Consider the following 22,631-nt stretch of genomic DNA (forward strand, 5'->3'; position numbering starts at 1 on the left):
TGCGTGAAGCCCTGCGTCTGTCGCCGCACGCCCGGTCGGACGGCCGTTGAGCAGGGCGGTCGAGACTCAGTGGCAGAACGGCACCTCGGTCGACGTTCAGTGGCAATCGGTCAAGGTCCAGTAGCACGGGACACACACCGCCCCTCCCGGGCCGGGCTCAGTGTCCCGACGTTGCGCAGGATCGCGCACGCGCTCGATGGCGAGGGGGTGAGCACCACCGCACCGACCCGATTGCCAGCGCCCCGTCCTCACGCGGACCGGCAGACCCCGCTCGGGACCGCCGTCCGGGTGCCCAGGGAGCTGCTGACCGGTCCCCAGCTGTACGACAGCTCGCCCAACTGCAAGACATCTTGGGGCCGGACGAAACAGGGCCGGGCGACGACGGACTTCCCCACCTCGTCACCCGCTACCTGCGCCCCGCACGGCGCATCCGGCAGTCGAGCCGCCCAGCGGCCGGGCGGCCGACCACTGACCAGCACACCGGAAGCGCAGCGCCGAGGTGCCCTCACCTCGACCGGTAGGCCCAGAGCAGCTGGGTGTCGGCCGAGCGCGGGCCCGGGGACGTCGGGGGGAGACGGTCGAGGGTCTGGCCGCTGGTGGTACGGGCCCCGTAGTCCCGGACCAGGCGACGCGGACCTCCCTTCGGCACGAGTTGCAAAACAGGCTTGCAAAGCCTATTTGCAACTCGTAGGCTGCCGACATGCCGGAACAGCCGCCTGCCCAGGAGATCGCCGACGTCGAGGCGCTGCGCGTCTTCGCGCACCCGGTGCGGCAGAAGATCGAGCGATGCCTGCGTCGGGGGCCAGCCAACTCGACCGTGCTTGCCCGCGAGTTGGGTGAGTGTATTGAGCAGGTGATTTGAGAGCCGGTGCTTCAGCGGTTTCGGGAGCCAGTGGTTTCTTCAGCGAGATTGAGAGCCACCTGGTGTGACGGTGCGACACGCCGCGTTCGGAGCAATGTTGGTGACTGCTCCGGTTGGCCGCGACAGGCTGTGGTCCTTGATCACGGTCATGTCAGGAGGCCGGGGTGGCACGGTCACGCGAGTTGCTGTTCGAGAAGATCCGCCGGGACCGGCGAATCGATCCGTCCGTTTCGGGGCGGCAGTTGGCGTTGCGCTACAAGGTGAGCCGCAACACGGTGGCGGAGGCGCTTCGCTCGCCCGTGCCGAAGAAGCGCAAGAAGCCAGAGCCGCGGACGTCGGTACTGGAACCGGTGATGGGCCGGATCGACGACATGTTGTGGGCCGATCTGGAGGCCCCGCGTAAGCAGCGGCACACCATCGAGCGGATCAAGGTCCGCCTCGCGGTGGAGTGGGACTTCGAGCTGGCGTCGTACTCGACGATCGCCGCCTATGTCCGGGAGCGGAAGCCGCAGCTGACGCTGTTGGCGAAGGAGGGCCGCGCACATCTGGAGGGCACGGTCCCGCAGGTCAAGCAGCCCGGCCAGGAGGCGGAGGTGGACTTCGCGGACGTGTGGCTGGACCTGGCGGGTGAGCGGGTGAAGTGCGTGCTGTTCACGCTGCGCATGTCGTACTCCGGCAAGTCCGTGCATCGGGTCTACGCGACCGCCTCCCAGCAGGCTTTCCTGGAAGGGCACGTGGCGGCGTTCGAGGCGCTGGGCGGGGTGCCGGCCCGGCATATCCGCTACGACAACCTGCGGCCAGCGGTGCGTCAGGTCTGTTTCGGGCGGGACCGGGTGGAGTCGACGGCCTGGGTGAAGTTCAGGTCCTGGTACGGGGTCACGCCGTTCTACTGCACGCCGGGCGAGGAGGGCGCGCACGAGAAGGGCGGGGTCGAGCACGAGGGCGGACGATTCCGCCGCACCCACCTGGTCCCGCCGCCACAGGTCGCCACGCTGGCGGAGCTGAACGAGATGCTGGCAGAGATCGACGTGCTGGAGGACGTGCGGCATGTCCAGGGTCGGCCGACCAGCGTCGGCTTCGACTTCGAGCTGGAGAGGCCGCTGCTGGCTCCGCTTCCCACCGATCAATATGACTGCGGGCTGGACCTGACCCCGACGGTTCACCGAAACGGGCGGATCACGGTCCGTCAGAGCTACTACTCGGTGCCCGCGCGGTTCATCGGCGGCACGGTGCGGGTGTCGCTGCGGGCGAACGAGGTGCTGGTCTTCGACGGGCGTGAGGTCGTCGCCAGGCATCCGCGTCTGACGCGCCGTTACACCTACCACGACGTACTGGACCACTACCTGGAGGTCCTGCTGGTCAAGCCCGGCGCGTTCGCCGGGGCCGCTGCGTTGGCCCAGGCCCGCTCGGAGGGCACGTTCACCTCCGCTCACGAGGCGTTCTGGGCCGCCGCCAGGGAGGCCCACGGGGAACGGGAGGGCACCCGGGCGCTGATCGAGGTGCTGCTGTTGCACCGCCAGCTGCCGGCCGAGGCGGTGGTCGCGGGGCTGGAAGCAGTGCTCGGGGCGAAGTCGTGCAGCCCGGAACTGGTGGCGATCGAGGCCCGCAAAGCCCAGGAAGTCCCCGACGACATGACCGCACAGGAAACAGCGGCTCCGGCCGAGGCGGACCAGGCCCGGGCCGAGGCCCTGGAACGGCTCGGCGTCACGCCCACCCCGGCGGAGCGGGGCAACGTGATCTCCCTGCACGCCCGGCGCCCACTGCCGACGGACACCCGGCCGCTGCCGTCGCTGGCGAAGTACGACCGGCTGCTCAAGCACCGCAAGACCGAGGAAGGAACGGCATGACCCTCACCAACGCAGGAGGCCGGCCGCCGCTGGAGCTGACCGGCTCCGAAGCCCCGGGCCGGATGCACCGCCCGGACGTCGACCCGGAGGACGCTCTGATCGACGAGGCCTGCAAGATGCTGCGGCTGCCCACGATCCGCAACCGGTTCGAGGAGCTCGCCCAGGCCGCCCGCCGCGACAAGTACACCTACAAGCAGTTCCTGCTGGATCTGCTCCAAGTTGAGTGCACCGACCGGGATGTCCGGCGCAAGCAGCGACTGGTGGCCGCGGCCCGCTTCCCCCGCCAGAAGCGGCTGGAGAACTTCGACTACGACGCCAACCCGAACGTCACCCCGGAGACCGTAGCTTCGCTCAAGAGCCCGGAGTGGGTGCGCGAGGGCAAGCCGCTGGTGCTGATCGGCGACTCCGGCACTGGTAAGTCCCACCTGCTGATCGGGGTCGGCACCGCCATCGCCGAGGCTGGCCTGAGTGTCCGCTACACCACCGCGACCGCCCTGGTGAACGAGCTTGCCGAGGCCGAGGCCCACAAGAACCTCACCTCCGCCCTTGCCCGCTACACCAAGGTCGACCTGCTCTGCCTGGATGAGTTCGGCTACCTCAACCTGGACAAGAAGGGCGCCAAGCTGCTGTTCCAGATCTTCACCGAACGTGAGGAACGCCGGGCCACTGCGGTCGCCTCCAACGCGCCGTTCGGCGAGTGGGACAAGACCTTCACCGACCCACGGCTCTGCGCGGCCATCGCCGACCGGCTCACCTTCCGCTTCACGCTGATCGAGACCGGCACCGAGTCCTACCGTCTGCAGGCCACCGAAGCCGAACAGCACATCCGCTGACCGCGCTCAGGGGCCCTGGAGGGCACACGCGCTCGGCACCGGTTCGCCGCCCTGCAGGACCGGGGCGAGGGCCGCGCGCAAATCCGCCGGCTCCCGATACAGCAGCCCGGTCATGCCGAGCGCGGTGGCGGCGTCGACGTTCTCCTGCCTGTCATCCACGAACAGGCAGCGGTCGGCAGCCACACCGGCTCGCTCGGCGGCGATCTCGTAGATGCGGCGGTCAGGCTTGGCGATGCCTTCACGGGAGCTGTTGACCACCTCGTCCGCGAGATCGGTGAGGCCCAGCAGAGCAAGGTCCTCGTCCAGCCACGCGGTCGCGTTGGTGACAAGCACCACCGGACAGTGAGCACGGACCTCACGGAGCAAGCCCACCACAGTCGCATCCGCCCAGAACCGGGCATCAGCGAACGCGCAGGCCAGAGCACGGGCCTCGGACTCCGGCAGACGAGGCGCCAAGCCGCGGGTGATCGAGTCCACCCACTGCCCCTTGGTGATCTGCCCCAGCAGCAGCGGCAGATCGTTCTCCGGCGCGAAGCCGATCCTGGCGGTGCTGCCCTCCTCCAACCCCGCAGCGTGTTCCAGAGAGGCCACATCGGAGAAGTCGTAGAAACGGATCACGCCATCGAGGTCGCACAGAACAGCGTCGAAGGGCCTGCCAGGAGAAGTAGTCACCCCGTCTGAATATCACCCTGATCATCACGCCGGGCAGTCGGGGTCGGGAGAAACCCGAAGCGGTCCCTGGAAAGGAGCCGGGTCCTCCCGTGCTGGCCTGTCAGGGGCACAGCCCGAGGGGACCCGGGACCACCAACCTATCGACCACCGTCACGACGCCAGTGACAACACCCCGCGACACGAACCTCTGTGGCCAAACATCACCCGATAGAAGTGGCTCCCAAACTCACTGACGATCAAGCTCAACCCGCCGGACAAGCCCATCCCAAACGGAGCAGTCCGGCTCCTGATCTCATCACCGCACCGGCTCTCGTTCACCCTGACGAAAACAGGTCCGGCTGCTCGGAATTCCCGAGACCGACTGACCACACGACCCAGATGGCCGACACACAAGGGGGAAACGTCGTGCTGCTCTCACTCAGAACCGCGCCACCGCCGCGCGCTCTTCTGGTCTTCCTGGCCGCTCTGTTGGCCGGCGGCCTGCTCATGCTGGGTGCGCCGTCGGCGCACGCCGACGGGGACGGGCTGATCCGCCAGGAGGTCACCTTCCGGGGCGGCAATGGCCTGGTCCTGCACGGCACCGTGCTCCGCAAGGACGCGATACCGGGCACGGGGCCCGGCATCGTGCTCGTCGGCGGCTCGGGCCCGGGACCCAGGGAGGAGTACGAGCAGGAGGCCGAGGCCTTCGCCCAGGCCGGCATCACCACGCTCGTCTACGACAAACGCACCGTCGGCTACTCCCTGCTCCACCGGGACTTCGGCCTGCTGGCCGACGACGCCCTCGCCGGCGTGCGGCTGCTGCAGTCCAGCCACGGGGTCGATCCGCATCAGGTCGGGCTGTGGGGGTTCAGCGAAGGCGGCTGGGTGGCGCCGCTGGCCGCGTCGCGCTCGAACGACGTCGCGTTCGTCCTCACCATCGGCGGCCCCGGCTACGACACTCTGCGCACCCAGGCCTGGAACCTCACCACGCACCTGCAGCACCAGGGGGTCAGCGGACCCTTCCGCCGCACCGTGGCCGGCCCCGCCGCCCAACTCATGGCCACCACCGGCCTGTTCCCCGCAGCCGACTACGACCCCCTGCCGGCGCTGGAACGGCTGAGCCGAACCCCGGTGCTGGCCCTGTGGGGCGACCACGACACACAGGTACCGGCCCAGGAGAGTGCGCGGATCTTCCGCGAGGCCCTCGCCCGCGCAGGCAACCAACACGCCGTCATCAGCTTCATCGCCCACGGCGCGCACAACGGACACCGCACCTCGGACGGCTTCGACCGGATCGGCGGCCCCCTCTTCCAGGGCAAGAACCTCGGCGAACTCGCCCCCGACTATGCCCAGACCATGACGACATGGGTACTGGCCACCGCCGCCGGCCACCCACCGGCATCGGCCGTCCAACCCGCACCCCGACAGGAACTCGCCAGCACCCCCATACCCCGCGACGCCTGGTACGTCTGGGTCGCCCCGACCCTGCTGCTCCTCGGCTTCGCCACCTACCCGATCTCAGCCGTACTGCGCCGCGGACCGGTCCTGCGCCCGGTCCGATGGCTGGCCGGGTTCGGCCTGCTGGCGGTCATAGCAACGGTGGGGTGCTCGATCGCTGTCTTCGTCGCGGGAGAGGGTGCGGCCACGCCGGTCATCTCGGGCCAACCCGCCTCGTGGCTGGTGGTGCAGGGGCTCGCGGTCGCAGTCGTGCTGTCCACCGTCGCCTCGGCCAGGGCAGTCCGGCGCAGCCACCCGACTCCGAGCTTGGCCATGTGGCTGCGCCTGGCCCCGGTCGGACTTGCTGCGGTCGGCTTCGTGCCGTGGGTGGTGTGGTGGGGAGTCACTCCGTGACTCAGTCCTGCCCGACGGAGTCGTAATCCACAAGTCTTGACTATTGCTCTCGTGCGCCAGGCGCCGGGTCACGGTGTCACGCGGTGTGCCTTCGCCGCCGCAGCGGCGGCACCACCAGCTGAGGGCGAATCGTCCTGCTTCGGTCCCGGTCGCGCGAAGGCGACCGGGACCGAAACGTGAACGGTGGCTTCGGTCGTGGCTTGTAGGCCGTTCAGCTACGGGGTGTTCAGCGGCCGATGTCGTCCAGCTCGGTCAAGTCCTCATGCGAGAGGGAGAGTCCCGCGCCGGCGATGTTCTCGCGAAGGTGCGCTGTCGATGACGTGCCGGGGATGAGCAGGATGTTCGGTGATCGCTGCAGCAGCCAGGCCAGTGCGACGGACATCTGTGTCGCCTTCAATCGAGCGGCGACCGCCGAGAGCGCCGAGGACTGAAGCGGGGTAAAGCCTCCAAGAGGGAAGAAGGGCACGTACGCGACGCCTTCGGTGGCGAGCCGGTCGATGAGCTTGTCGTCGTGGCGGTGGGCGAGGTTGTACATGTTCTGCACGCACACGATCGGCGCGATGCTCTGTGCCTCGGTGACCTGCCCCTCGGTGGCGTTGCTGACCCCGAGATGGCGGATCAGGCCCTGCTGCTGGAGTTCCACGAGCGTCTCGAACGCCTCGGCGAGCGAGCCGGGCTGGGGGCCTTCGGCGTTGCCGAGTCGGAGGTTGACCAGGTCGAGTACGTCGAGCTGGAGGGACCTGAGGTTGTCGTGGACCTGGCGGCGCAGATCTTCGGGTCGCCGGGCCGTGGGCCAGCCACCCTGTTCGTCTCGGGTCGCGCCCACCTTGGTCACGATGTGCAGCGACTCGGGATAGGGGTGCAGTGCCTCGCGGATCAACTCGTTGGTGATGCGCGGCCCGTAGGCGTCGCTCGTGTCGATGTGGGTGATGCCGAGGTCGACCGCTTCACGCAGAACGGCCAGGGCCCCCTCGCGATCGGTGGGCGGCCCCATGACCCACGGGCCGGCCAGTTGCATGGCGCCGTAGCCGAACCGGGTGACGGTCAAGTCACCCAGAGTCCGGGTACCGCCGGGAAGAGAGAGGGAGGGTGTGCTCATCCTGATGCCTTTCGTCGTGCACTGGGGGGTGGCGCCTGCCGCCTCCCTGCATCAGCATTGGAGAGAAACTTCCTGTCGGGAAGTAGGCACTTCAGAGTGCGTAACCCACCCATCGGTAAGAGGTTCGATCAGTGACGACGATGAAGGCGGCCCAGAAGAGGGCCCAGGCCAAGGTGGAGTACGACGCGTTCCTGGCGGGGTGCCCCAGCCGGCAGCTGCTCGACCGAATCTCGGACAAGTGGGTCGTCCTGATCCTGTGTGCGCTGGGCGGCGACACCAGCCCTGGCCGGCCCGGTGCAGCACACGCAGACGCTCCGAAGGCGATGCGCTACTCCGAGATCTCTCGTCTTCTGGCCGGAGTCAGCCAGAAGATGCTGACCCAGACGCTACGGTCGCTGGAGCACGATGGCCTGCTCACCCGTACCGTGACACCAACTGTCCCTGTCACCGTTTCCTACGAGCTGACCGACCTCGGCCTCTCGCTCCACCACATGACGCGCGGGCTCAGAAACTGGGCGCAAACACACATGGCCGAGGTCCTCGCAAACCGTGAGGACCACGACGCTCGCACCTCCTGACGACTCACATCCAACCGTCCAACAGCTCTATGGTCTCGGCGCTCCACCCTCAACTGCGAAGAGCCGGCATACGGACACGGATACCGTCGGTCATCGCCAGGGGCATCCCCCAGGATCAGCCCATTCTCCAGAGGCGCACTCGTCTGCCTGCAATAGTCAAGGAACGGCAAAAGCCTTCCAGAGTCGCAGGTCAGAGAGCCTCCTCCCTGCACGCGCGGGGGTCAGCCGGTCGCCCAGCCGCCACCACGAGTTCCCCTCCGGTGCTTGTGGAGAGCCGGGGTGCGATGCCAAGTCGCATGCCCGGTTCGGGAAGCGGCTCCGGGAAACGGACCGGTCGAAAGACCGGAACCGCACCCCGGGCCGACTTCACCGGACGGGTCCGGACGGTGGCCGGGATGCCCGCCGCGCGCCGTGGCCCGGGCCGCGTCCGAGCCGTCGGGCTCCGAAAGGTGTCAGGTCCGCTCCGTCCTCCATCGATGACGGCCCGGCGCGGCCCGGGGGCGGCCGTCAGGTCCGGTTCTCGGCCTGGAACATCCAGCTGTGCTTCTCCAGTTCGGCCGTGAGCCCGATCAGCAGGTCCTGGGTGACGGGGTCCGCCGCCGCGGTGTCCTCGATCCGCGCCCGCATCCGCCCGATCACGGCGCCGAACGCGTTCACCAGGTACTCGACGACGGCGGTGTCGGCCGTCCAGCCCTCGGGGAAGGCGGGCAGGCTGCTGGACCCGGCGACGGTGGCGGCCCGCCCGTCGGGGCTGACCCCGATCGCGGCGGCGCGCTCGGCCACGTCGTCGGCGTACTCGCGCGCGGTGGCGACCACCTCGTCCAGCTGGAGGTGGACGGAGCGGAAGCGCGGGCCGTAGAGGTTCCAGTGGGCCTGCTTGGCCACCAGGGACAGGTCCAGCAGGTCCACGAGGGTGCCCTGCAGGGCGTGTCCGGTCGTCTTGCGGTCGGCCTCCGGCAGCGGGCTGCTGATGACGATGCCCATGGTGCTGCTCTCCTTCGGTCGGGGGGAGCCGTCGGTCGGCCCCCGCGGATCATCCGGCGGCTTCCCTCCTTCGCCGGTCGGAAACACCTGTTCGGCCTGTTCGGCCGACGGCTCCGGGACGCACCGGACGGGGATGCCGGCGCTTCGACGGGTTCGACAGGCTTGTCCGGCCGCTGCGGGGGCAGTCGCGCAACGGCGCCCGCTGCGGCGCGCCGGGGTTGGACGGGCCGAAGGGCGGTGCGGGGTGGCGACGGTGACGGAGCGAAGCGCGGAGCCGGAGGGCGGTGCGGAGCAGGCAGACGTGCCGGAGCGTTTCGGCTACCGGGTGAAGCGGCTGCTGCTCGGGCCGCCCCTGGTCACGGCGCGGCTGCGGGACGAGACGCTGTCCAAGCCGGTGGCCCTGGGAGTCCTCGCGCCCGACTGCATCAGCTCCAGTGCCTACGGCACCGAGCAGATGCTGACGCAACTCGTCCCGGTGGTGGGGCTGGCGGGCTTCGCCCTGGTGGTACCGGTGACCGGAGTCATCCTGGTGCTACTGCTCCTGTTGACGCTGTGCTACCGCGACGTCGTCATGACCTACACCCGTGCGGGCGGTTCGTACGTGGTGGCGAGGGAGAACTTCGGCCCCCGCGTCGCGCAGGTCGCGGCGGTGGCCCTGCTGATCGACTACGTGGTGACGGTGGCCGTGCAGGCGGCGGCCGGGACGGACGCGGTCGCCTCGATGCTGCAGCTGCTCTTCCACACCGACCTCGGGGCGGACAAGCTGTGGCTGACGCTGGGCGTCGTCTGCCTGCTGTGCTACGGCAATCTGCGCGGGATCCGGGAGGCGGGCCGGGCGTTCGCCGTCCCCACCTACCTGTTCGTCCTCGCCGCCGGGCTGACGGTGCTGGTCGGCCTGGTCCGCCTGGTCACCGGGACCCTGCCGCGCCTGGGCGAGGCGGACCTGCACGCCGCGGGGGCGGTGCCCGTCGGGGCGCCCGGCGGCGGAGTGCTGATGGGGGCCTCGCTGTTCGTCCTGCTGCGGGCGTTCGCCAACGGCGGCTCCTCGCTCACCGGGCTGGAGGCCATCTCCAACGGCGTCGGTGCCTTCCGGGAGCCGCGGGGCGCCAACGCCCGCCGCACCCTGGTGATCATGAGCGTCACGCTGGGCACCCTGGTGCTCGGCATCTCGGTGCTGGCGTGGCGGACGCACGCGATCCCCTTCGCCTCCGGCAGCCCCACCGTCCTTGCCCAGGAGGCACACCTGGTCTTCGGCCGGAGCGGCTTCGGCCAGGCGATGTTCGCCGCCGTCCAGATCGCCACCGCGCTGATCCTCTACACCGGGGCGAACACCTCCTTCAACGGCTTCCCCTTCCTGGCCAGCTTCGTCGCCGAGGACGCCTTCCTGCCCCGCCGGCTCACCATGCGCGGCCACCGCCTCGCCTTCTCCAACGGCATCCTCCTGCTGACCGCCGTGTCGCTGGTGCTGCTGCTGGTCACCCACGGGAACGTCACCAGGCTCGTCTCGCTCTACGCGATCGGCGTGTTCACCGGATTCGTGATGGCCGCCGCGGGGCTGGCCCGCCACCACTGGCGGCGCCGGGAGGCGCACCGGGTGCTCAAGACCGCGATCAGCGCCCTGGCCGCCGTCGCCTCGGCCGCCGTGGTCGTCGTCTTCGCCGTCACCAAGTTCACCGAAGGAGCCTGGGCCGTCGTACTGGTCTTCCCGCTCGGGGTGTGGGCCCTGATCCGCACCAACGAGCGCTACCGCGCGGAGCACGAGGCCCTGGACGCCGCGCCCGCCACGGCGTCGACCGCGACCCGGACCCGCAACGTCGTCCTGGTCCTCGTCGACCGCCTCGACCTCGCCGTCACCACCGCCCTGCGCTACGCCCACACCCTGCGGCCCGCGCAGCTGCGCGCCGTCCACGTCGCGCTCGACACCGCGCACGCCGATCAGCTGCGGAAGGCCTGGGCGGCCGGCCCGGCCGCGGACGTGCCGCTCGACCTGGTGGACTGCCCCGACCGGCGGCTGCACCGGGCCATCGCCGACCTCGCCGCCCGGGTGAGCGCCGACGGCCGCACCGAGGTCACCCTGCTGATCCCGCGCCGCTCCTACGGGCCCGTCGTGGGGCGCCTCCTGCACGCCCGCAGCGGCGACTCGATCGCCCACGCCGTCAGCCGGCTCCCCCATGTCGCCGCCACCATCGTGCCCTTCGACGTCTCGGCGGCGATCCGCGCGCACCGCTCGGCTCCCGGCGGGAGGCCCCGGGCCACCTGACGGGCGGCGCGGGCACGACGGGCCGCCGGCCCTGGCCTCAAAGGGGGCTGGGCCCGGAGAACACCAGGACGGGACGCCGCGGCGGAGCCTCGCCGCCCGGCGGGCGGAGATGGTGCGGGAGGTGAGGGCCTCGGCCGCTCGCGCGGCGGGCGGCCACCGGGCTTCGACGAGGAGCAGGACAGGAAATCGCCCGCCGGGCCCCGGGGGCAGGCGCTGGCCGACCTCCAGCAGGCCATCTACAACGCCGGCGTCGGCCCGGCCACCTGGCACGTGGACACCGTCGGGGCCCACCCCGGCGACAGGGTGCAGACCGTCGAGGTGATCGGCGACCTCGACGACGCCCGCCGCGCCCTCGACCAGCACTTTCCCGGCCAGACCGAGGTCGTACGCGGCCACGTCACCTCCGACCTCGTCTACCGGCGCGGCCACGACTACCAGCTCGAGGGCGAACTCCAGGCCCTCGACCGACCCGACTTCCAGGTCTTCAACACCGACCTCGCACCGGACGGCCGCACCACCGTCGGCGTCGTCGGCGACCTCACCGCCGCCCGCACCTACATCGGCACCCACTACCCCGGCCGCGCGATCGTCCACGGCAACACCACCCGTTGAACGGCCGACCCGGCGAGCTGACCAGTAGGAGGTCCGTCGCCGTACATCGGGCGCCGGGACCCGCACGCCCCGGCACGGCCCGCCCGACCGGCGGCCGCGCGCTCGCGCCGCGCTCGCCCGGCGATGGTCGACGGCCTGTCCTTCCGGAACCCTCGGGCCGGCCGTCCGGACGCGCCGCACAGCCACCCACGGCACCTCTCCAACGCGGCGACGGACCCGCCCCGGAGCCAAAGGGCAGTGCGACGCAAAGGAATAGGGAGCCCTACGCCGACGAGTGGTGCTACGGGGTCGCGCGGGCAGCAACCGACGCCCGGGCACCCCCGGACCACCGGTGCCGTCCACAGCTCGAAGCGGAGGACTGCCTCCAGGTGGCGATGCCGGCACCACACGACTTCTAAAGCCGTCGCCCCGGTCACCCCCACACGGCCGCGGCGCTGGACACCATACGGTCCGCGCCGATCGCAAGGAGCCGGCCCCGCAAGGTGGCGGCGGCAGGCCGGAAGGCTCTCGGCGGTGACTCGCCCCGTCTGCCCTCAGCGGGCCTCAGCGGGCAGGCCCTCGCCGGTCTCCTGCGCCCACAACGCCGCGCAGGCGCTCGCCGCAGCTCCCGGTCGGCAGGAAGCGGCGCCCCGACGCATGGCCCGTTCCTGATGAGCCGTCATACCATGTCAGCCGCAGGGGGAACAGGACGCGCCGCGCCGTCGTCCTAGAGGTGCGGAGTGCGCCCGCATCGGTTCGATCCAAGGGGGAGTCGCTGTGATGGAATCCTGGCTCGCGGTGGAGACAGGCGGCCCTGACGCCGTGCTCGACCTGCGCGACTGGCTCGCGGGCGAACCGGCGCTCCGCGGCCGGGTCCGCGTCGGGGAGGCCGCTGCCGGTAGGGGCGAACTCGGGTCGTGGTCCGACACCCTCGTCGTGGCGCTGGGGGCGGGCGGCGCGCTCACCACGCTCGCCGCCTCGCTCAAGGCGTACCTGAGCCAGCCCCGCACCAGCACCGTCAGGCTCAAGACGGTGAGGCCGGACGGCACCCGTACCGAGGTGACCGCCGAGCATGTCGCGCGGTCCGACGTCGAGACGGTGCTCAGGGCCGCCCTGCACGGCGACCCGCGGGCCGACGGCGCCTCGGACTGACTGTGTTCCGGCTTCCCGACGCCGCCCGCTCGTGGGCCGTGCTGATCGGCACCGCGCAGTACTCCCACGAGAGCGGGCTCGCGGACGTGCCGTCGATCGCGAACAACGTGCTCGACTTCCGTGACGTCCTGATCGAGGGGCAACCGGGTGCCTTCACCCCCGATCGCGTCACCACCGTGTTGGACCCGCGGCAGCCGAGGGACCTCGGGCTGCCTCTGATGAAGGCGGCTGCCGCCGCCGAGGACGTGCTCCTGGTCTACTACTCCGGTCATGGCCTGATCGGCGACAAGAAGGGGGAGCTCTTCCTCGCCCTCACCGAGACCGACCAGACCATGCTGTCCCTGACCGCCTGCCCGCTCGACGTGATCAGGGAGGCGTTCCGGGCGAGTCCGGCCCGTGTCCGGGTGCTCATCCTCGACTGCTGCTTCTCCGGCCGCGCGGTCGCGGGCGGACTGTCGGGGAGCACCTCGCCGGTGGCCGAGCAGTTGGAGATCGCCGGCGCGTACACGCTGGTCTCGTCGCCGCCCAACTCGCCCTCCCACTTCGAGGAGGGCAAGCGGCACACGGCCTTCACCAGTGAACTCCTCCGCGCTCTGCGCAATGGAGTCGAGGGCGCCAGCCCGGACGGGGTGACCCTCGGTGTGCTCTTCCCGCACCTGCGGCTCGCACTGCGGTCCAAGGGGTGGCCGGAGCCGGAGCAGTGCGGCACGGACACCGCCGCGAACCTGATCCTCAGCCGTCCCCGGGGCCGACGCCTCGGCCGGCGGGAACCGGCCGAGGCCGACGCCGACCGGCGGGGACCGGTGACGGAACGGGAGCGCTTCCAGTCCCTCGTCGAGGCCGGCCGACGCCTCGGGCAGGGCGGTCACGCGCGATCGGCCGCCTCGGAACTGGGCAACGTCCTCGACGAGATGACGCAGACCCTGGGCTCGGACGACCCGGACACCCTGGCCGGGCGGATCGAGTACGCCCAGTGGCTGGGCGCCGCCGGCCAGGTCCGCGAGGCACTCGACCTGTCCACGGCGGCGGTGGGCGCGCTGACCCGGGTGCTCGGCGCCGACAACCGGGTGACGCTCGTGGGCCGCGCCCAACTCGCCCACTGGACCGGGGAGGCCGGGAATCCGGTGGAAGCGGCACGGCTGACCGGCGAAGTGGTCGGCGACCTGACCCGCGCCATCGGACCGGACGACCGCGAGACACTGCTGGGCCGCGGCCGGCTCGCCTACTGGATCGGGGTCTCCGGTGACCCGGGCTCCGCCGCGCAGCTGACCGGCCTCCTGGTCACGGACCTGCACCGGGTCCTCGGGCCGGAGGACCGCGACACCCTGGTCGGGCGGATCAACCAGGCCCAGTGGACGGGACGGACCGGCCAGGCGCATCAGGCCGTCCGTCTGCTCGGCACCCTCGTCCCCGACCTGTACTGGCTGCTCGGTGCCGACGACCTCCACACGCTCATCGGCCGGGCCCGGCTCGGCCAGTGGACCGGCCTGTCCGGTTCGCCGAGAGCCGCCGGGCGGCTCTTCGCGACCGTGGTGCCCGATCTGAGTCGCGTGGCCGGGCGGGACGCCCGCGAGACGCTCCTCGCCCGCAGCCAGCACGCGCACTGGACCGGCGAGGCCGGCGACCCCAGGGCGGCCATCGCCCTCCTGCGGCAACTCCTCGACGACCTGGACTGGATCCTGGGCGAGCAGGACCGGATCACCCTGGTCAACCGCGCCCGGCTCGCCCACTGGACGGGCGCGGACGGCGACGTCCGCACGGCGCTGCGGATCTTCCACGAGGTGCTGCCGGAACTGCGCCGGGCCCTCGGCTCCGACCACCCCGAGGTGCGCGCGAACGAGGTGCTGCTGGCACGCTGGCGCCGCCGGGCGGACCGGAAGCTCAGAGGGGAGATCCTCTTCGGAAGGGGACGCCGGACCACCGACTGGCGGGGTTGGGGGAAGTGGAACGATGGCTGAGCCGGGGCCCTGGACCGGCCTGCCCGACGGGCTGGAGCCCCTCTCGTCGGTCGACCGCCGGGAGCTGGGCGGCTACCGGCTGCTCGGGCGCCTCGGTGCCGGCGGCATGGGGATCGTCTACCTCGCGCGCTCGGTCACCGGCCGGGCCGCGGCGGTGAAGGTCCTGCGCCCGGAACTGTTGCGCGAGCGGGGGGCGCAGGAACGCTTCCGCCGCGAGATCTCGGTGGTGTCGCGGATCCCGGAGGCGTTCACCGCGCCGCTCCTGGACGCCGAGGCCGACGACAACGGCGCCTGGATGGCCACGGCCTTCATCCCGGGACTCTCCCTCCAGCAGAGCGTCAACGCCTTCGGCCCCTTCCCCGCCGAGTCACTGCACACGCTGTGGTACGGACTGCTGAGAGCACTGGACTCCGTCCACGCGGCCGGCGTCGTGCATCGCGACCTCAAACCGTCGAACGTCCTGCTCACCCCCCGGGGGCCACGCCTCATCGACTTCGGCATCTCGACCATGGACGGCTCGACCCGGCAGACGTCCACCGGAGCGATCATCGGGACCCCCGGCTACCTGGCGCCGGAACAGGTCACCGGACAGCGGCCCGTGACGGCGGAGGCGGACGTCTTCGCCCTGGGTGCGGTGATGAGCTTCGCCGCGACCGGCGTTCCTCCCTTCGACGGCGAGAACCTCCTCAACGTCATCTACAACGTGCTGCACGACGAGCCCCGGCTCTCCTCGCTGCCCGCCGACCTCGAGGGCTGGGTCCGTTCCTGCCTGGACAAGGACCCCGCCGCCCGACCGACCGTCGACGGCCTGCTCGGCGCGCTCTCCGAACGGCAGGTCCGCACCGCGCAGCGGCGAATCGCGCTGGAGGACTGGCTGCCGGACGCCGTCTCCCGCGCCACCCTGCGGCGCGCACAGCTCGTCCTCGACCTCGACCGCCCGTACCAGCCGTCACCCGCCGAGCCGCCGGCGCTGCCGGCCGGACCCGCCACGGCCGAGACGGTCCTCCAGCCCGCTCCGGGAGAACCGGCCGAGCGGCTCCGCCAGGACGGGCCGCCGACCGGCCTGTCCTGGCGGCGCCCTCCAGACTCCACGCTCTCGCTCCTCCGCCGTCCCGCGGTCCCGGAGCCCACGACTGCGCCTGGGGCGGGGCCCGCCGCAACCGCCCTCCCACAGAGCGGACCGACCCCAACCCCGGCCCACCCCCGGGCGGTAACGCCGTCGTCCTCAAACTCAGCGGACGGACCCACGCCCGGGGGGCTGCTGCGTACCTCCGCCTCTCCCATCGAGGCCGAGCTCCCGCCCCCTCCACGCACCGGTCTACGTCGGCGCTGGTGGCGCGTACCGTTCTGGCGCTCCAGGAGATGACACCTCGCCCCGGCCCGAACCCGATGCCGGGTGAGGGCCGCCGCGGCCGGCCCGTAGCTCCGACCCCACCCGAACCACGGAGCGGGGGTTGTTCGTCTCCCTGACGCCCGGAATGCTCCTGCTGGGCGACGGTGGCTTCCGGGGCCTCGACCTGTGGCGGGGCGGAAGTACTGGGCCTGACGGCCGGAGCGACTGCCGCGTACCAGGCGATGCTCGATCACCCTGCCTACGGCGTGGACGAGATCGCGCCCACTGCGGCCTGACCGCCGTTCGGGTGCACGACCACCTGGAGGAGCTGAGTCAGCTCGCCCTCGTACGGGCCTCCGCCGAGCACCCCGGACAGTTGCGCGCGGTCAGTCCAGACATCGGCCTGGCCGACATCCTCACCCGACAGAAAGCCGAACTCGTCGCCCGACACGCCCAGTTGGCGGCCTCACGGGCGGCCGTCACGCGCATGGTCGCGGACCGCGCCGAACACCGCACGACCCACGGAGAACGCCTCCTCGGCATGGACGCCATCCACGCCCGCCTCGAACGGATGGGCCACAGCGCCACCACCGAGGCCCTCGGCAGCCAACCCGGCAACCAGCGACCAGAGGACCTCCTCGCCAGCCGCGTCACCGACGCCGAGGCACTCTCCCGCGGCATCGCCGTGCGGACCCTCTACCAGGACTCCACCCGCAACCAACCACACGTCACCACCTACGCCCACTGGCTGCTCAGCCAGGGCGGCGAAGTCCGCACCGCGGCCACCATCCCGCAGCGCATGGTGATCATCGACCGCAGCCAGGCACTCGTACCGATCGACCTCGCGGACAACCGCAAGGGCGCCCTCTACGTCACCGAACCCGGCATCCTCGCCGCCCTGATCGACCTCTTCGAACAGGCCTGGAACACCGCCGTCCCCCTCGGCGCCACCCACCCCGAAGACCCCCGCACCGGACTCACCACCACCGAGCGCGAACTCCTGCGCCTGCTCGGCTCCGGCCTCACCGACGACGCCGCCGGCCAGCGCCTCGGCTTCTCCTCCCGCACCGTCGGCCGCCACATGTCCTCGATCATGGAACGCCTCGGCGCCAGCAGCCGCTTCGAAGCCGGAATCAAGGCCGCGCACAAGGGCTGGCTCTGACGGCGGGGCCCGATCCTGCAGATGCACAGCTTCGTGCCGTCGACGCACTCCAGGTCGAGGCCGGTCCGCCACTGGTCCGCCACCGGTCCGACTCCACCTGCCGGTGCACGAACCTCGGTTCCGGCTTCGTCAGCAGTGGACGCCCGATACTGAGCGGCCATCGCTCCCACAGCCCCGGGCCCTCGCACAGCAGTCGGCGGAGGAACGCGGCCATACCGGGCGGGTGGATCGTGAACATCGGCCGGGTGTGACGGCCGATGACGAGCACCGGCCAGCGGTCGGGGTCACCGTCGGCGGTCAACCAGCACAACAGGTCAGGGCCGGACGTCACGCCCCATGCCGGGATGTCGTTCGGGTCGATGTCGAGGATTTCCTGCCCGCCCGCCTTCGCTCTGTCGGCTGGCGCGGGCATCGCGGGTCACGTCCGCCATCGACGCGGCCAGGGTCGTTCCGACGGGCGCGGGTGCGAGGATCTCCGCTTCGTCGCTGATCGAGCCGCTGCCGTACACCGCCATGAAGGCTCGGTAGTCCTCCGGGAAGGTGACTCCCCAGTCCACCTGGGCGGCAGCCCAGTCGACACGCTCATCGGCACCGTGCTCCGGCGACATGATCCGCGTGAGTTCCTCGACGCCGGGGTGCACACCGTTGCCCTTCGTCTCGTTCGCCGACAACCAGCGGGCGGCCGAGGATCCCGGTCGCCCGGCCGAGCCGCCGGCGCATACGCCTGCCGGACCCGACCGCGCGGTTGCGGTGCGTGCGTCAGACCTTCGCCATCCGGGCGATCGCCTGCACGGTGATCTCACGCATCCGGTCGAAGGCCGCCTGCGGTTCGTCGTAGTTGCGCCAGGGGCCGGCCACCTCGCGGCCCATCGCCTGGAACTGCTCGAACGCGTGCGCCACCCGGGCGTTCATGACCAGCGACCAGGCGGCCCAGCCCCGGGCGGCCTGGAGCTGCGGATGTGCCGGATCCGCCTGCTCCAGGTCGGCCAGCAGAGCGTCCACGGCCGCGGTGAACTCCGGCGTCCGGTAAGCCGCCGCCCCCGACTCGTCACGGGTGATCTGCTCGAAGTACGCCCGCACCCGCAGGGTGGTCAGCAGACTGCCGGCCGGCGCGTCGGCGAGCGCGGTGTCGACGAAGGCGTGCATGAGTTCGTGACTGCCGTGCCACTTGGCGCACCAGTACTGCAGGGCGCCCTCGTGTGCCCGCAGGTGGTGCGGGTCACGGGCCGTCACTTCGGCCCAGAGCTTGCGGAAGTCCTCCTGCGACCAGCCCAGGCCCATGGCGACGGCGATCTGCGCCACCCAGGGGTTGGGGTCCTCGGCGGGTGCCAGCTCGACGGCCTCCCGTGCGGTCTGCTCCGCCTCGCGCAGGACGCGGTGGAAGCCGTCGGCCTGCTCCATGGTCACCTCGGAGGCGTACCTGCCGCTGCGGATCTCCCAGGCGAGCTGGACCAACGCGTCGGTCTGCAGCAGGGCGGCCGCCGCGTTGCGCGGCTCCTCCTCGCGCCACCGCCGCAGCCAGTGGTCCTCCTTCGCCGCCGCCGTGCTCAGCGGCTCCATCCGCATCCAGCGCCGGTTCGCGTCGCGGTCGCTGTCGGCTTCGGCCAGGTACTCGGCCACCGTGCGCCAGTCACCGGCCCTGGCGGCATCGAGCGCGGCTGCCAACTCCGCGGACGGCTCGTCCTCCCGGAGCACGAGCTGCTCGCGCGGGACCAGCCTGTTCCGCAGTTCGGTCTCCAGGTGGCTCCGCCGTTCCCGGACGACCCGCGAGACGACGAGCTTGCCCGCCACGGCGAGCACCACGAGCACCACGAGCACGACGAGCGACACAAAGACCATGGGCTGCTTTCCAAGCGACGAGGACGGGACTGCTCACCCGCACCCGGGCGGTCCCTGAGCGGGCACCGGGCACGGACGAGGACAGGAGACATGAAGACAGCGCGGATGCACCTCGCCTCGCCCCCCGCCCTCGCACCTGCGTGCGCGGCGAGCAGGATCGTACCGGCACGCCCCGCCCCAGGTCGTTCAGGGGTACGAGGACTGACCAGCCGCTCGATCCGTGCCGGGCGAGGGGCCGCTGCGGATCGGTGTCAGCACCCAGTTGGCGGCGTTCACCGTCGAAGGAGCGATCCGTGCCTCGGTGCGGATGGACCACAAGGGCATCTGCCACCCGCCGTCCGTGATCTGGCACGCGTACTGCCGCTGGGCCTTCCTGCAGGGCATCGAACCGGAGCGGATCTCCGAGCGCTGGACGCGCGGCAGGGACGGCCGGTGGCCGAACGGCTGGCTCGCGCGGGTGCCCGCTCTTCGCGAGCACCGAGGCTCGGCGCCGGCCACCGTCGCGGCTCTGACCGGGCTGACGCAGGGCACCCCGACGAAGCCGGTCAACGACAGCCGAGGGGCCCACGCGCTCACCCGGAGCCTGGCCCTGGGAGTGCTGCGCCTCCTCTCCGGTCCCGCCACCTGCGCCAAACTGGTCCGCGAGACGGCCGCCCTCACCCACGGCGCTCCGGAGGCACAGGACGCGGCCCTCGGCGCGGCCGGGCTCGTGGCCCACTGCCTCGCCGAGGACGACCCCTTCCGGGCGTGGACGGCCTCCCGCCCGGACGACGCCCACCCGATCGACGCCCTGGTCCGTTCCCTGACCATGCCGCACTCGGCGAGCCCCGGCACGGTCCTCGAACTGCTGAAGGCACCCGGCGCCGTCCCCGACCACGGGCAGCTCGCCTGGATCGCCCCGGACGCGACCGCCGCCTCGGCACTGCTCGGCGCCCTCCTCGTGGTCTCCCGCTTCCCCGGCCGCGACACCGTGGACGCGGCCCTGCGGTTCGCGGCCGGCGCACCGGACGGCACCTCGGTGGCCTCCACCGCCGGGGCGCTGCTCGGTGCCGCACACGGCGTCGACGCGCTGCCGGTCGAACCGCTGAGCCGGCTCGAACTCGCCTGGGTGCTCGACACCCTGGCCCGCGACCTGCTCCAGCAGTACGTCGACTCACCCGGCGGCAGCGAGTACGTACCGGCCCGCGACCCGCACTGGTGGGACCGCTACCCGGGCGGGTGACAGCCCCGGGCAAGCCCTCCACGCGCCAGTCCGGTCAGGGTTCGGCGCCCCATCGACCAACCGCAGCCCCAGCGGCCTGCGGTCGGAGCAGGCGATCGCGCGCGTGGCCCTCGGCCGGTTGGCGTCGTGGTTCACCAACTCGGCATTCACCAACTCGGCGAGCCACCCGCCTGGGTGCCGGCGGTAAGCCGGTGTGCCTGGGCCAGGGTGGCGCCCGCCAGGCCCTCCTGTCACATACTTCACAGTTCTCCATTCCTTCCACTTCAGCATGTACCGGAATGTCGGAATCCAGCATTCCCGGAGGCCTGAATCCGGTGGCCATTTTGGCATTTTTCGCCCCGCCGGGCTCAAGTGTCGCTCAATTTCTTTGATTGTCCTTGCCGGAACTTCGCCCGAGTCTCAGGATTGGCATCGCCTGAAAAACATCCAGACGGAACGACTCCCGCCAATCCGATCGGAGGGCATGAATCGTCGACCGCAAGGCTCCGGCGGCGGCCCTTCCTCACGCTCGGTGCCCGCGCACGTCACCCCGACCCGGAAGTCGCCGGAGCGGCCGGCCGACGTCTTCGGCGAGGTCCACGATGTGGCCCGCCACGGGCAGCTCTGCGGCACCGACGTGATCGACGCGAACAGCGGCTCCGGTCCCATGACCCTGACACCGACCCAGACCAGCTCGACGGCAACCCAGTGGACGGCAAGCGCGTCGATCGACCTGTGGAAGACCTCCACCGGCGTCGGCTTCGACGTGACCGACACCGTCACGAACACCGAGTCCGGCTCGTACACCGTTCCGGACGGGAAGTTCGGGAACCTACAGGCCTACCAGCTTCTTCGACTACTCCACCTACAGCATCGACGACACCCAGTCGGCGCCCACATCGGCGACGGGGAGGTGAAGAATCCAGCCGGTAGGCTTCTGCTACAACGCCGTTACTCACTTCGGGAGTTGAGCATATGCGGCGATCCAGCCGGTTTCTGCGGACGGTGAGTCTCGTCGCCATGGCCGTCCTCGCGGCCGCGTGCACCGACGACGGGACAGCACCTCGACAAGGAAGCGGCCCCTGGTTCCTGGACGCGACGGCCGCCGCACCGGCGGACACCGCCGTCCAGCGCAGCGTCGACGCCCCGCCTGCCAAGGGCACCGCCAAGATCCTCGGCATCGCCGATGTCTCGGGCACAAGCGTCGTCCTCGCCATCAGGAACGGCACCTGCCAGGTGGCACTCCTGCCGGACGGGCTGACCGAGCCGACCTCCACCGCCCCCAGCTCCGTCGGATCCCCGCGGCCCAGTGCCAGCTCCTTCACGGACCCGCACGGGGATTTCCCGGGGAATGTTCTCGCCGGGGCATATACCCAGGCGTCCGCCCAGCTGAGCCCCTACAAATTCATGACCGTCGGCTGCGGCGAGAAAGCCATGACGGTCAAGATGGAAGGGATCGGAAGTTCCGCCCAGGTGCAGAAGAAAACCGGCGACTCGCTGCGTTTGTGGAAGAACGGGACAGACGTGGTTCTGGCCGTCGGAACCCTTGAAGCAATCCATCAGGCCCCGACGTCCGGATGACCACGGCCCAGCACAGAGGGCGCACTCCCACGGGAGTGCGCCCTCTCGCCGTAAGCGCCAACCGCACCATGGCGACGACATCGCGTAGGAGGCGCCGTCCAGGGAGAGCGCTTCGGCAGCGCGGACGAGTTCGGCGGCCAGCCCCTCGGCGGAGGCGCGGAAATCGGCCGGGGCGCCGGCGGTGACGTGCTGCTCGCTCGGGAGGTACTCCCAGCTCCGCCGCGCAGGCCTATCACCGGGCGAACTACCTCGCCAACCACGCTTCGACCGTCGCCGAGTGCCGCGAGCACGCCACCGCCGTCGCCGAGCTCCACCGCGCCGCCTGGGCGGCGGCCTTCGCACGGCGGCCAACGGCGGCCAGGCGTGGCTCCAGGGCTGAGCTGCGGGTGTGTCCCGGGAACGACCTGCCTGTTCCAGGGACACACCGTCACGGGCGCATCAACAGCTGAGGTTGCTCGGGCTCCACAGGGTGCCGCCGTTGGAGTAGTCGTGCATGGTCCCGTTGGCGGTGCAGCCGTTGATCGTAGCCACGGCCTCCCACAGGGCCGGGCGAGCCCGGCCCTGGCGCCTCACAGTCATGGCACCGGGAGCACCGCAGGCAGGAAGTTCTCGCACCTCGGAATCGGGAGCTCACGGTCGTGCGGAGGCCGTCGCGCTCCTCCGGTCCAAAGCCCCCGTGTCGTCAGATCAGGCCAGGTACAACCGGGAGGTCGTCAATGACGAGGTCAATCGGCACACTCACCGCCACGGGGCTCCTGACCGTGGCCACTCTGGTCGGAACCGCCGCCGGTGCCAGCGCGGCGACCCCGGCCGCGGCGTCGGCACCCCGCCGCTTCCTCCAACCCCATC

At 71.1% G+C, this 22,631-nt stretch carries 19 protein-coding genes; 14 read left to right on the forward strand and 5 right to left on the reverse strand.

Going from position 1 to position 22,631, the window contains the following annotated elements; all coding sequences use genetic code 11:
• The first annotated feature begins 700 nt into the window (after window positions 1-700).
• The 3 genes from ACZ3YL_RS23600 to istB all read left to right on the forward strand — a co-directional run bounded on the left by ACZ3YL_RS23600 (window position 701) and on the right by istB (window position 3,542).
• Entirely contained in the window at window positions 701-862 is a 162-nt protein-coding gene (locus ACZ3YL_RS23600; RefSeq protein WP_465659606.1) for a hypothetical protein, read from the forward strand.
• 164 nt (window positions 863-1,026) lie between these two features.
• A complete protein-coding gene (gene istA, locus ACZ3YL_RS23605) occupies window positions 1,027-2,709 on the forward strand; it encodes an IS21 family transposase (RefSeq protein ID WP_465659608.1) in 1,683 nt (560 codons plus the stop codon).
• 62 nt (window positions 2,710-2,771) lie between these two features.
• A complete protein-coding gene (gene istB / locus ACZ3YL_RS23610; RefSeq protein WP_465659798.1) occupies window positions 2,772-3,542 on the forward strand; it encodes an IS21-like element helper ATPase IstB in 771 nt (256 codons plus the stop codon).
• A 6-nt stretch (window positions 3,543-3,548) separates the two neighbouring features.
• Here istB and ACZ3YL_RS23615 read toward each other — a convergent pair whose 3' ends face one another.
• The gene (locus ACZ3YL_RS23615; protein ID WP_465659610.1) at window positions 3,549-4,214 is read right to left on the reverse strand and encodes an HAD family hydrolase; all 666 of its coding nucleotides are present in this window, start codon (window positions 4,212-4,214) and stop codon (window positions 3,549-3,551) included.
• 405 nt (window positions 4,215-4,619) lie between these two features.
• On the opposite strand from ACZ3YL_RS23615, the gene ACZ3YL_RS23620 reads away from it, so the two are divergent.
• Entirely contained in the window at window positions 4,620-6,044 is a 1,425-nt protein-coding gene (locus ACZ3YL_RS23620) for an alpha/beta hydrolase family protein (protein ID WP_465659612.1), read from the forward strand.
• Window positions 6,045-6,270: 226 nt separating this feature from the next.
• Here the strand turns inward: ACZ3YL_RS23620 and ACZ3YL_RS23625 are convergent, their stop codons facing one another.
• Window positions 6,271-7,143, reverse strand: a complete 873-nt coding sequence (locus ACZ3YL_RS23625; RefSeq protein WP_465659614.1) for an aldo/keto reductase family oxidoreductase — start codon at window positions 7,141-7,143, stop codon at window positions 6,271-6,273.
• A 140-nt stretch (window positions 7,144-7,283) separates the two neighbouring features.
• On the opposite strand from ACZ3YL_RS23625, the gene ACZ3YL_RS23630 reads away from it, so the two are divergent.
• Window positions 7,284-7,721 carry a winged helix-turn-helix transcriptional regulator gene (locus ACZ3YL_RS23630; RefSeq protein WP_465659800.1) on the forward strand — a complete coding sequence of 146 codons (438 nt, stop codon included), beginning with the start codon at window positions 7,284-7,286 and terminating at the stop codon, window positions 7,719-7,721.
• 507 nt (window positions 7,722-8,228) lie between these two features.
• Here the strand turns inward: ACZ3YL_RS23630 and ACZ3YL_RS23635 are convergent.
• The gene (locus tag ACZ3YL_RS23635; RefSeq protein WP_465659616.1) at window positions 8,229-8,705 is read right to left on the reverse strand and encodes a Dps family protein; all 477 of its coding nucleotides are present in this window, start codon (window positions 8,703-8,705) and stop codon (window positions 8,229-8,231) included.
• A gap of 301 nt (window positions 8,706-9,006) precedes the next feature.
• Between ACZ3YL_RS23635 and ACZ3YL_RS23640 the strand changes: the two genes are divergently transcribed.
• The 6 genes from ACZ3YL_RS23640 to ACZ3YL_RS23665 all read left to right on the forward strand — a co-directional run bounded on the left by ACZ3YL_RS23640 (window position 9,007) and on the right by ACZ3YL_RS23665 (window position 17,161).
• Window positions 9,007-10,965: an APC family permease gene (locus tag ACZ3YL_RS23640; protein WP_465659802.1), complete on the forward strand. Its 1,959-nt coding sequence runs from the start codon at window positions 9,007-9,009 to the stop codon at window positions 10,963-10,965.
• Window positions 10,966-11,235: 270 nt separating this feature from the next.
• A complete protein-coding gene (locus tag ACZ3YL_RS23645) occupies window positions 11,236-11,577 on the forward strand; it encodes a hypothetical protein (RefSeq protein ID WP_465659618.1) in 342 nt (113 codons plus the stop codon).
• A gap of 759 nt (window positions 11,578-12,336) precedes the next feature.
• Window positions 12,337-12,708 (forward strand): effector-associated constant component EACC1, encoded by a 372-nt coding sequence (locus ACZ3YL_RS23650; RefSeq protein ID WP_465659619.1) that lies wholly within the window; start codon window positions 12,337-12,339, stop codon window positions 12,706-12,708.
• Window positions 12,709-12,710: 2 nt separating this feature from the next.
• Window positions 12,711-14,666 (forward strand): caspase, EACC1-associated type, encoded by a 1,956-nt coding sequence (locus tag ACZ3YL_RS23655; protein ID WP_465659621.1) that lies wholly within the window; start codon window positions 12,711-12,713, stop codon window positions 14,664-14,666.
• A complete protein-coding gene (locus tag ACZ3YL_RS23660) occupies window positions 14,659-16,032 on the forward strand; it encodes a serine/threonine-protein kinase (RefSeq protein WP_465659623.1) in 1,374 nt (457 codons plus the stop codon). Before ACZ3YL_RS23655 ends, ACZ3YL_RS23660 begins: the two co-directional genes overlap by 8 nt.
• 274 nt (window positions 16,033-16,306) lie before the next feature.
• The gene (locus ACZ3YL_RS23665; protein WP_465659625.1) at window positions 16,307-17,161 is read left to right on the forward strand and encodes a helix-turn-helix transcriptional regulator; all 855 of its coding nucleotides are present in this window, start codon (window positions 16,307-16,309) and stop codon (window positions 17,159-17,161) included.
• A 314-nt stretch (window positions 17,162-17,475) separates the two neighbouring features.
• Here ACZ3YL_RS23665 and ACZ3YL_RS23670 read toward each other — a convergent pair whose 3' ends face one another.
• Both ACZ3YL_RS23670 and ACZ3YL_RS23675 read right to left on the reverse strand, forming a co-directional pair.
• Entirely contained in the window at window positions 17,476-17,832 is a 357-nt protein-coding gene (locus ACZ3YL_RS23670) for a hypothetical protein (protein WP_465659627.1), read from the reverse strand.
• Window positions 17,833-17,920: 88 nt separating this feature from the next.
• Window positions 17,921-19,000: a hypothetical protein gene (locus ACZ3YL_RS23675; RefSeq protein WP_465659629.1), complete on the reverse strand. Its 1,080-nt coding sequence runs from the start codon at window positions 18,998-19,000 to the stop codon at window positions 17,921-17,923.
• Window positions 19,001-19,220: 220 nt separating this feature from the next.
• Between ACZ3YL_RS23675 and ACZ3YL_RS23680 the strand changes: the two genes are divergently transcribed.
• The 3 genes from ACZ3YL_RS23680 to ACZ3YL_RS23690 all read left to right on the forward strand — a co-directional run bounded on the left by ACZ3YL_RS23680 (window position 19,221) and on the right by ACZ3YL_RS23690 (window position 21,782).
• Window positions 19,221-20,222, forward strand: coding sequence for an ADP-ribosylglycohydrolase family protein (locus ACZ3YL_RS23680; RefSeq protein ID WP_465659631.1), 1,002 nt, complete (start codon window positions 19,221-19,223; stop codon window positions 20,220-20,222).
• A 511-nt stretch (window positions 20,223-20,733) separates the two neighbouring features.
• Window positions 20,734-21,210 (forward strand): hypothetical protein, encoded by a 477-nt coding sequence (locus tag ACZ3YL_RS23685; RefSeq protein ID WP_465659633.1) that lies wholly within the window; start codon window positions 20,734-20,736, stop codon window positions 21,208-21,210.
• 11 nt (window positions 21,211-21,221) lie between these two features.
• Window positions 21,222-21,782: a hypothetical protein gene (locus tag ACZ3YL_RS23690; protein ID WP_465659635.1), complete on the forward strand. Its 561-nt coding sequence runs from the start codon at window positions 21,222-21,224 to the stop codon at window positions 21,780-21,782.
• Window positions 21,783-22,631: the final 849 nt, after the last annotated feature.

Source organism: Kitasatospora sp. NPDC023176 (assembly GCF_055560495.1).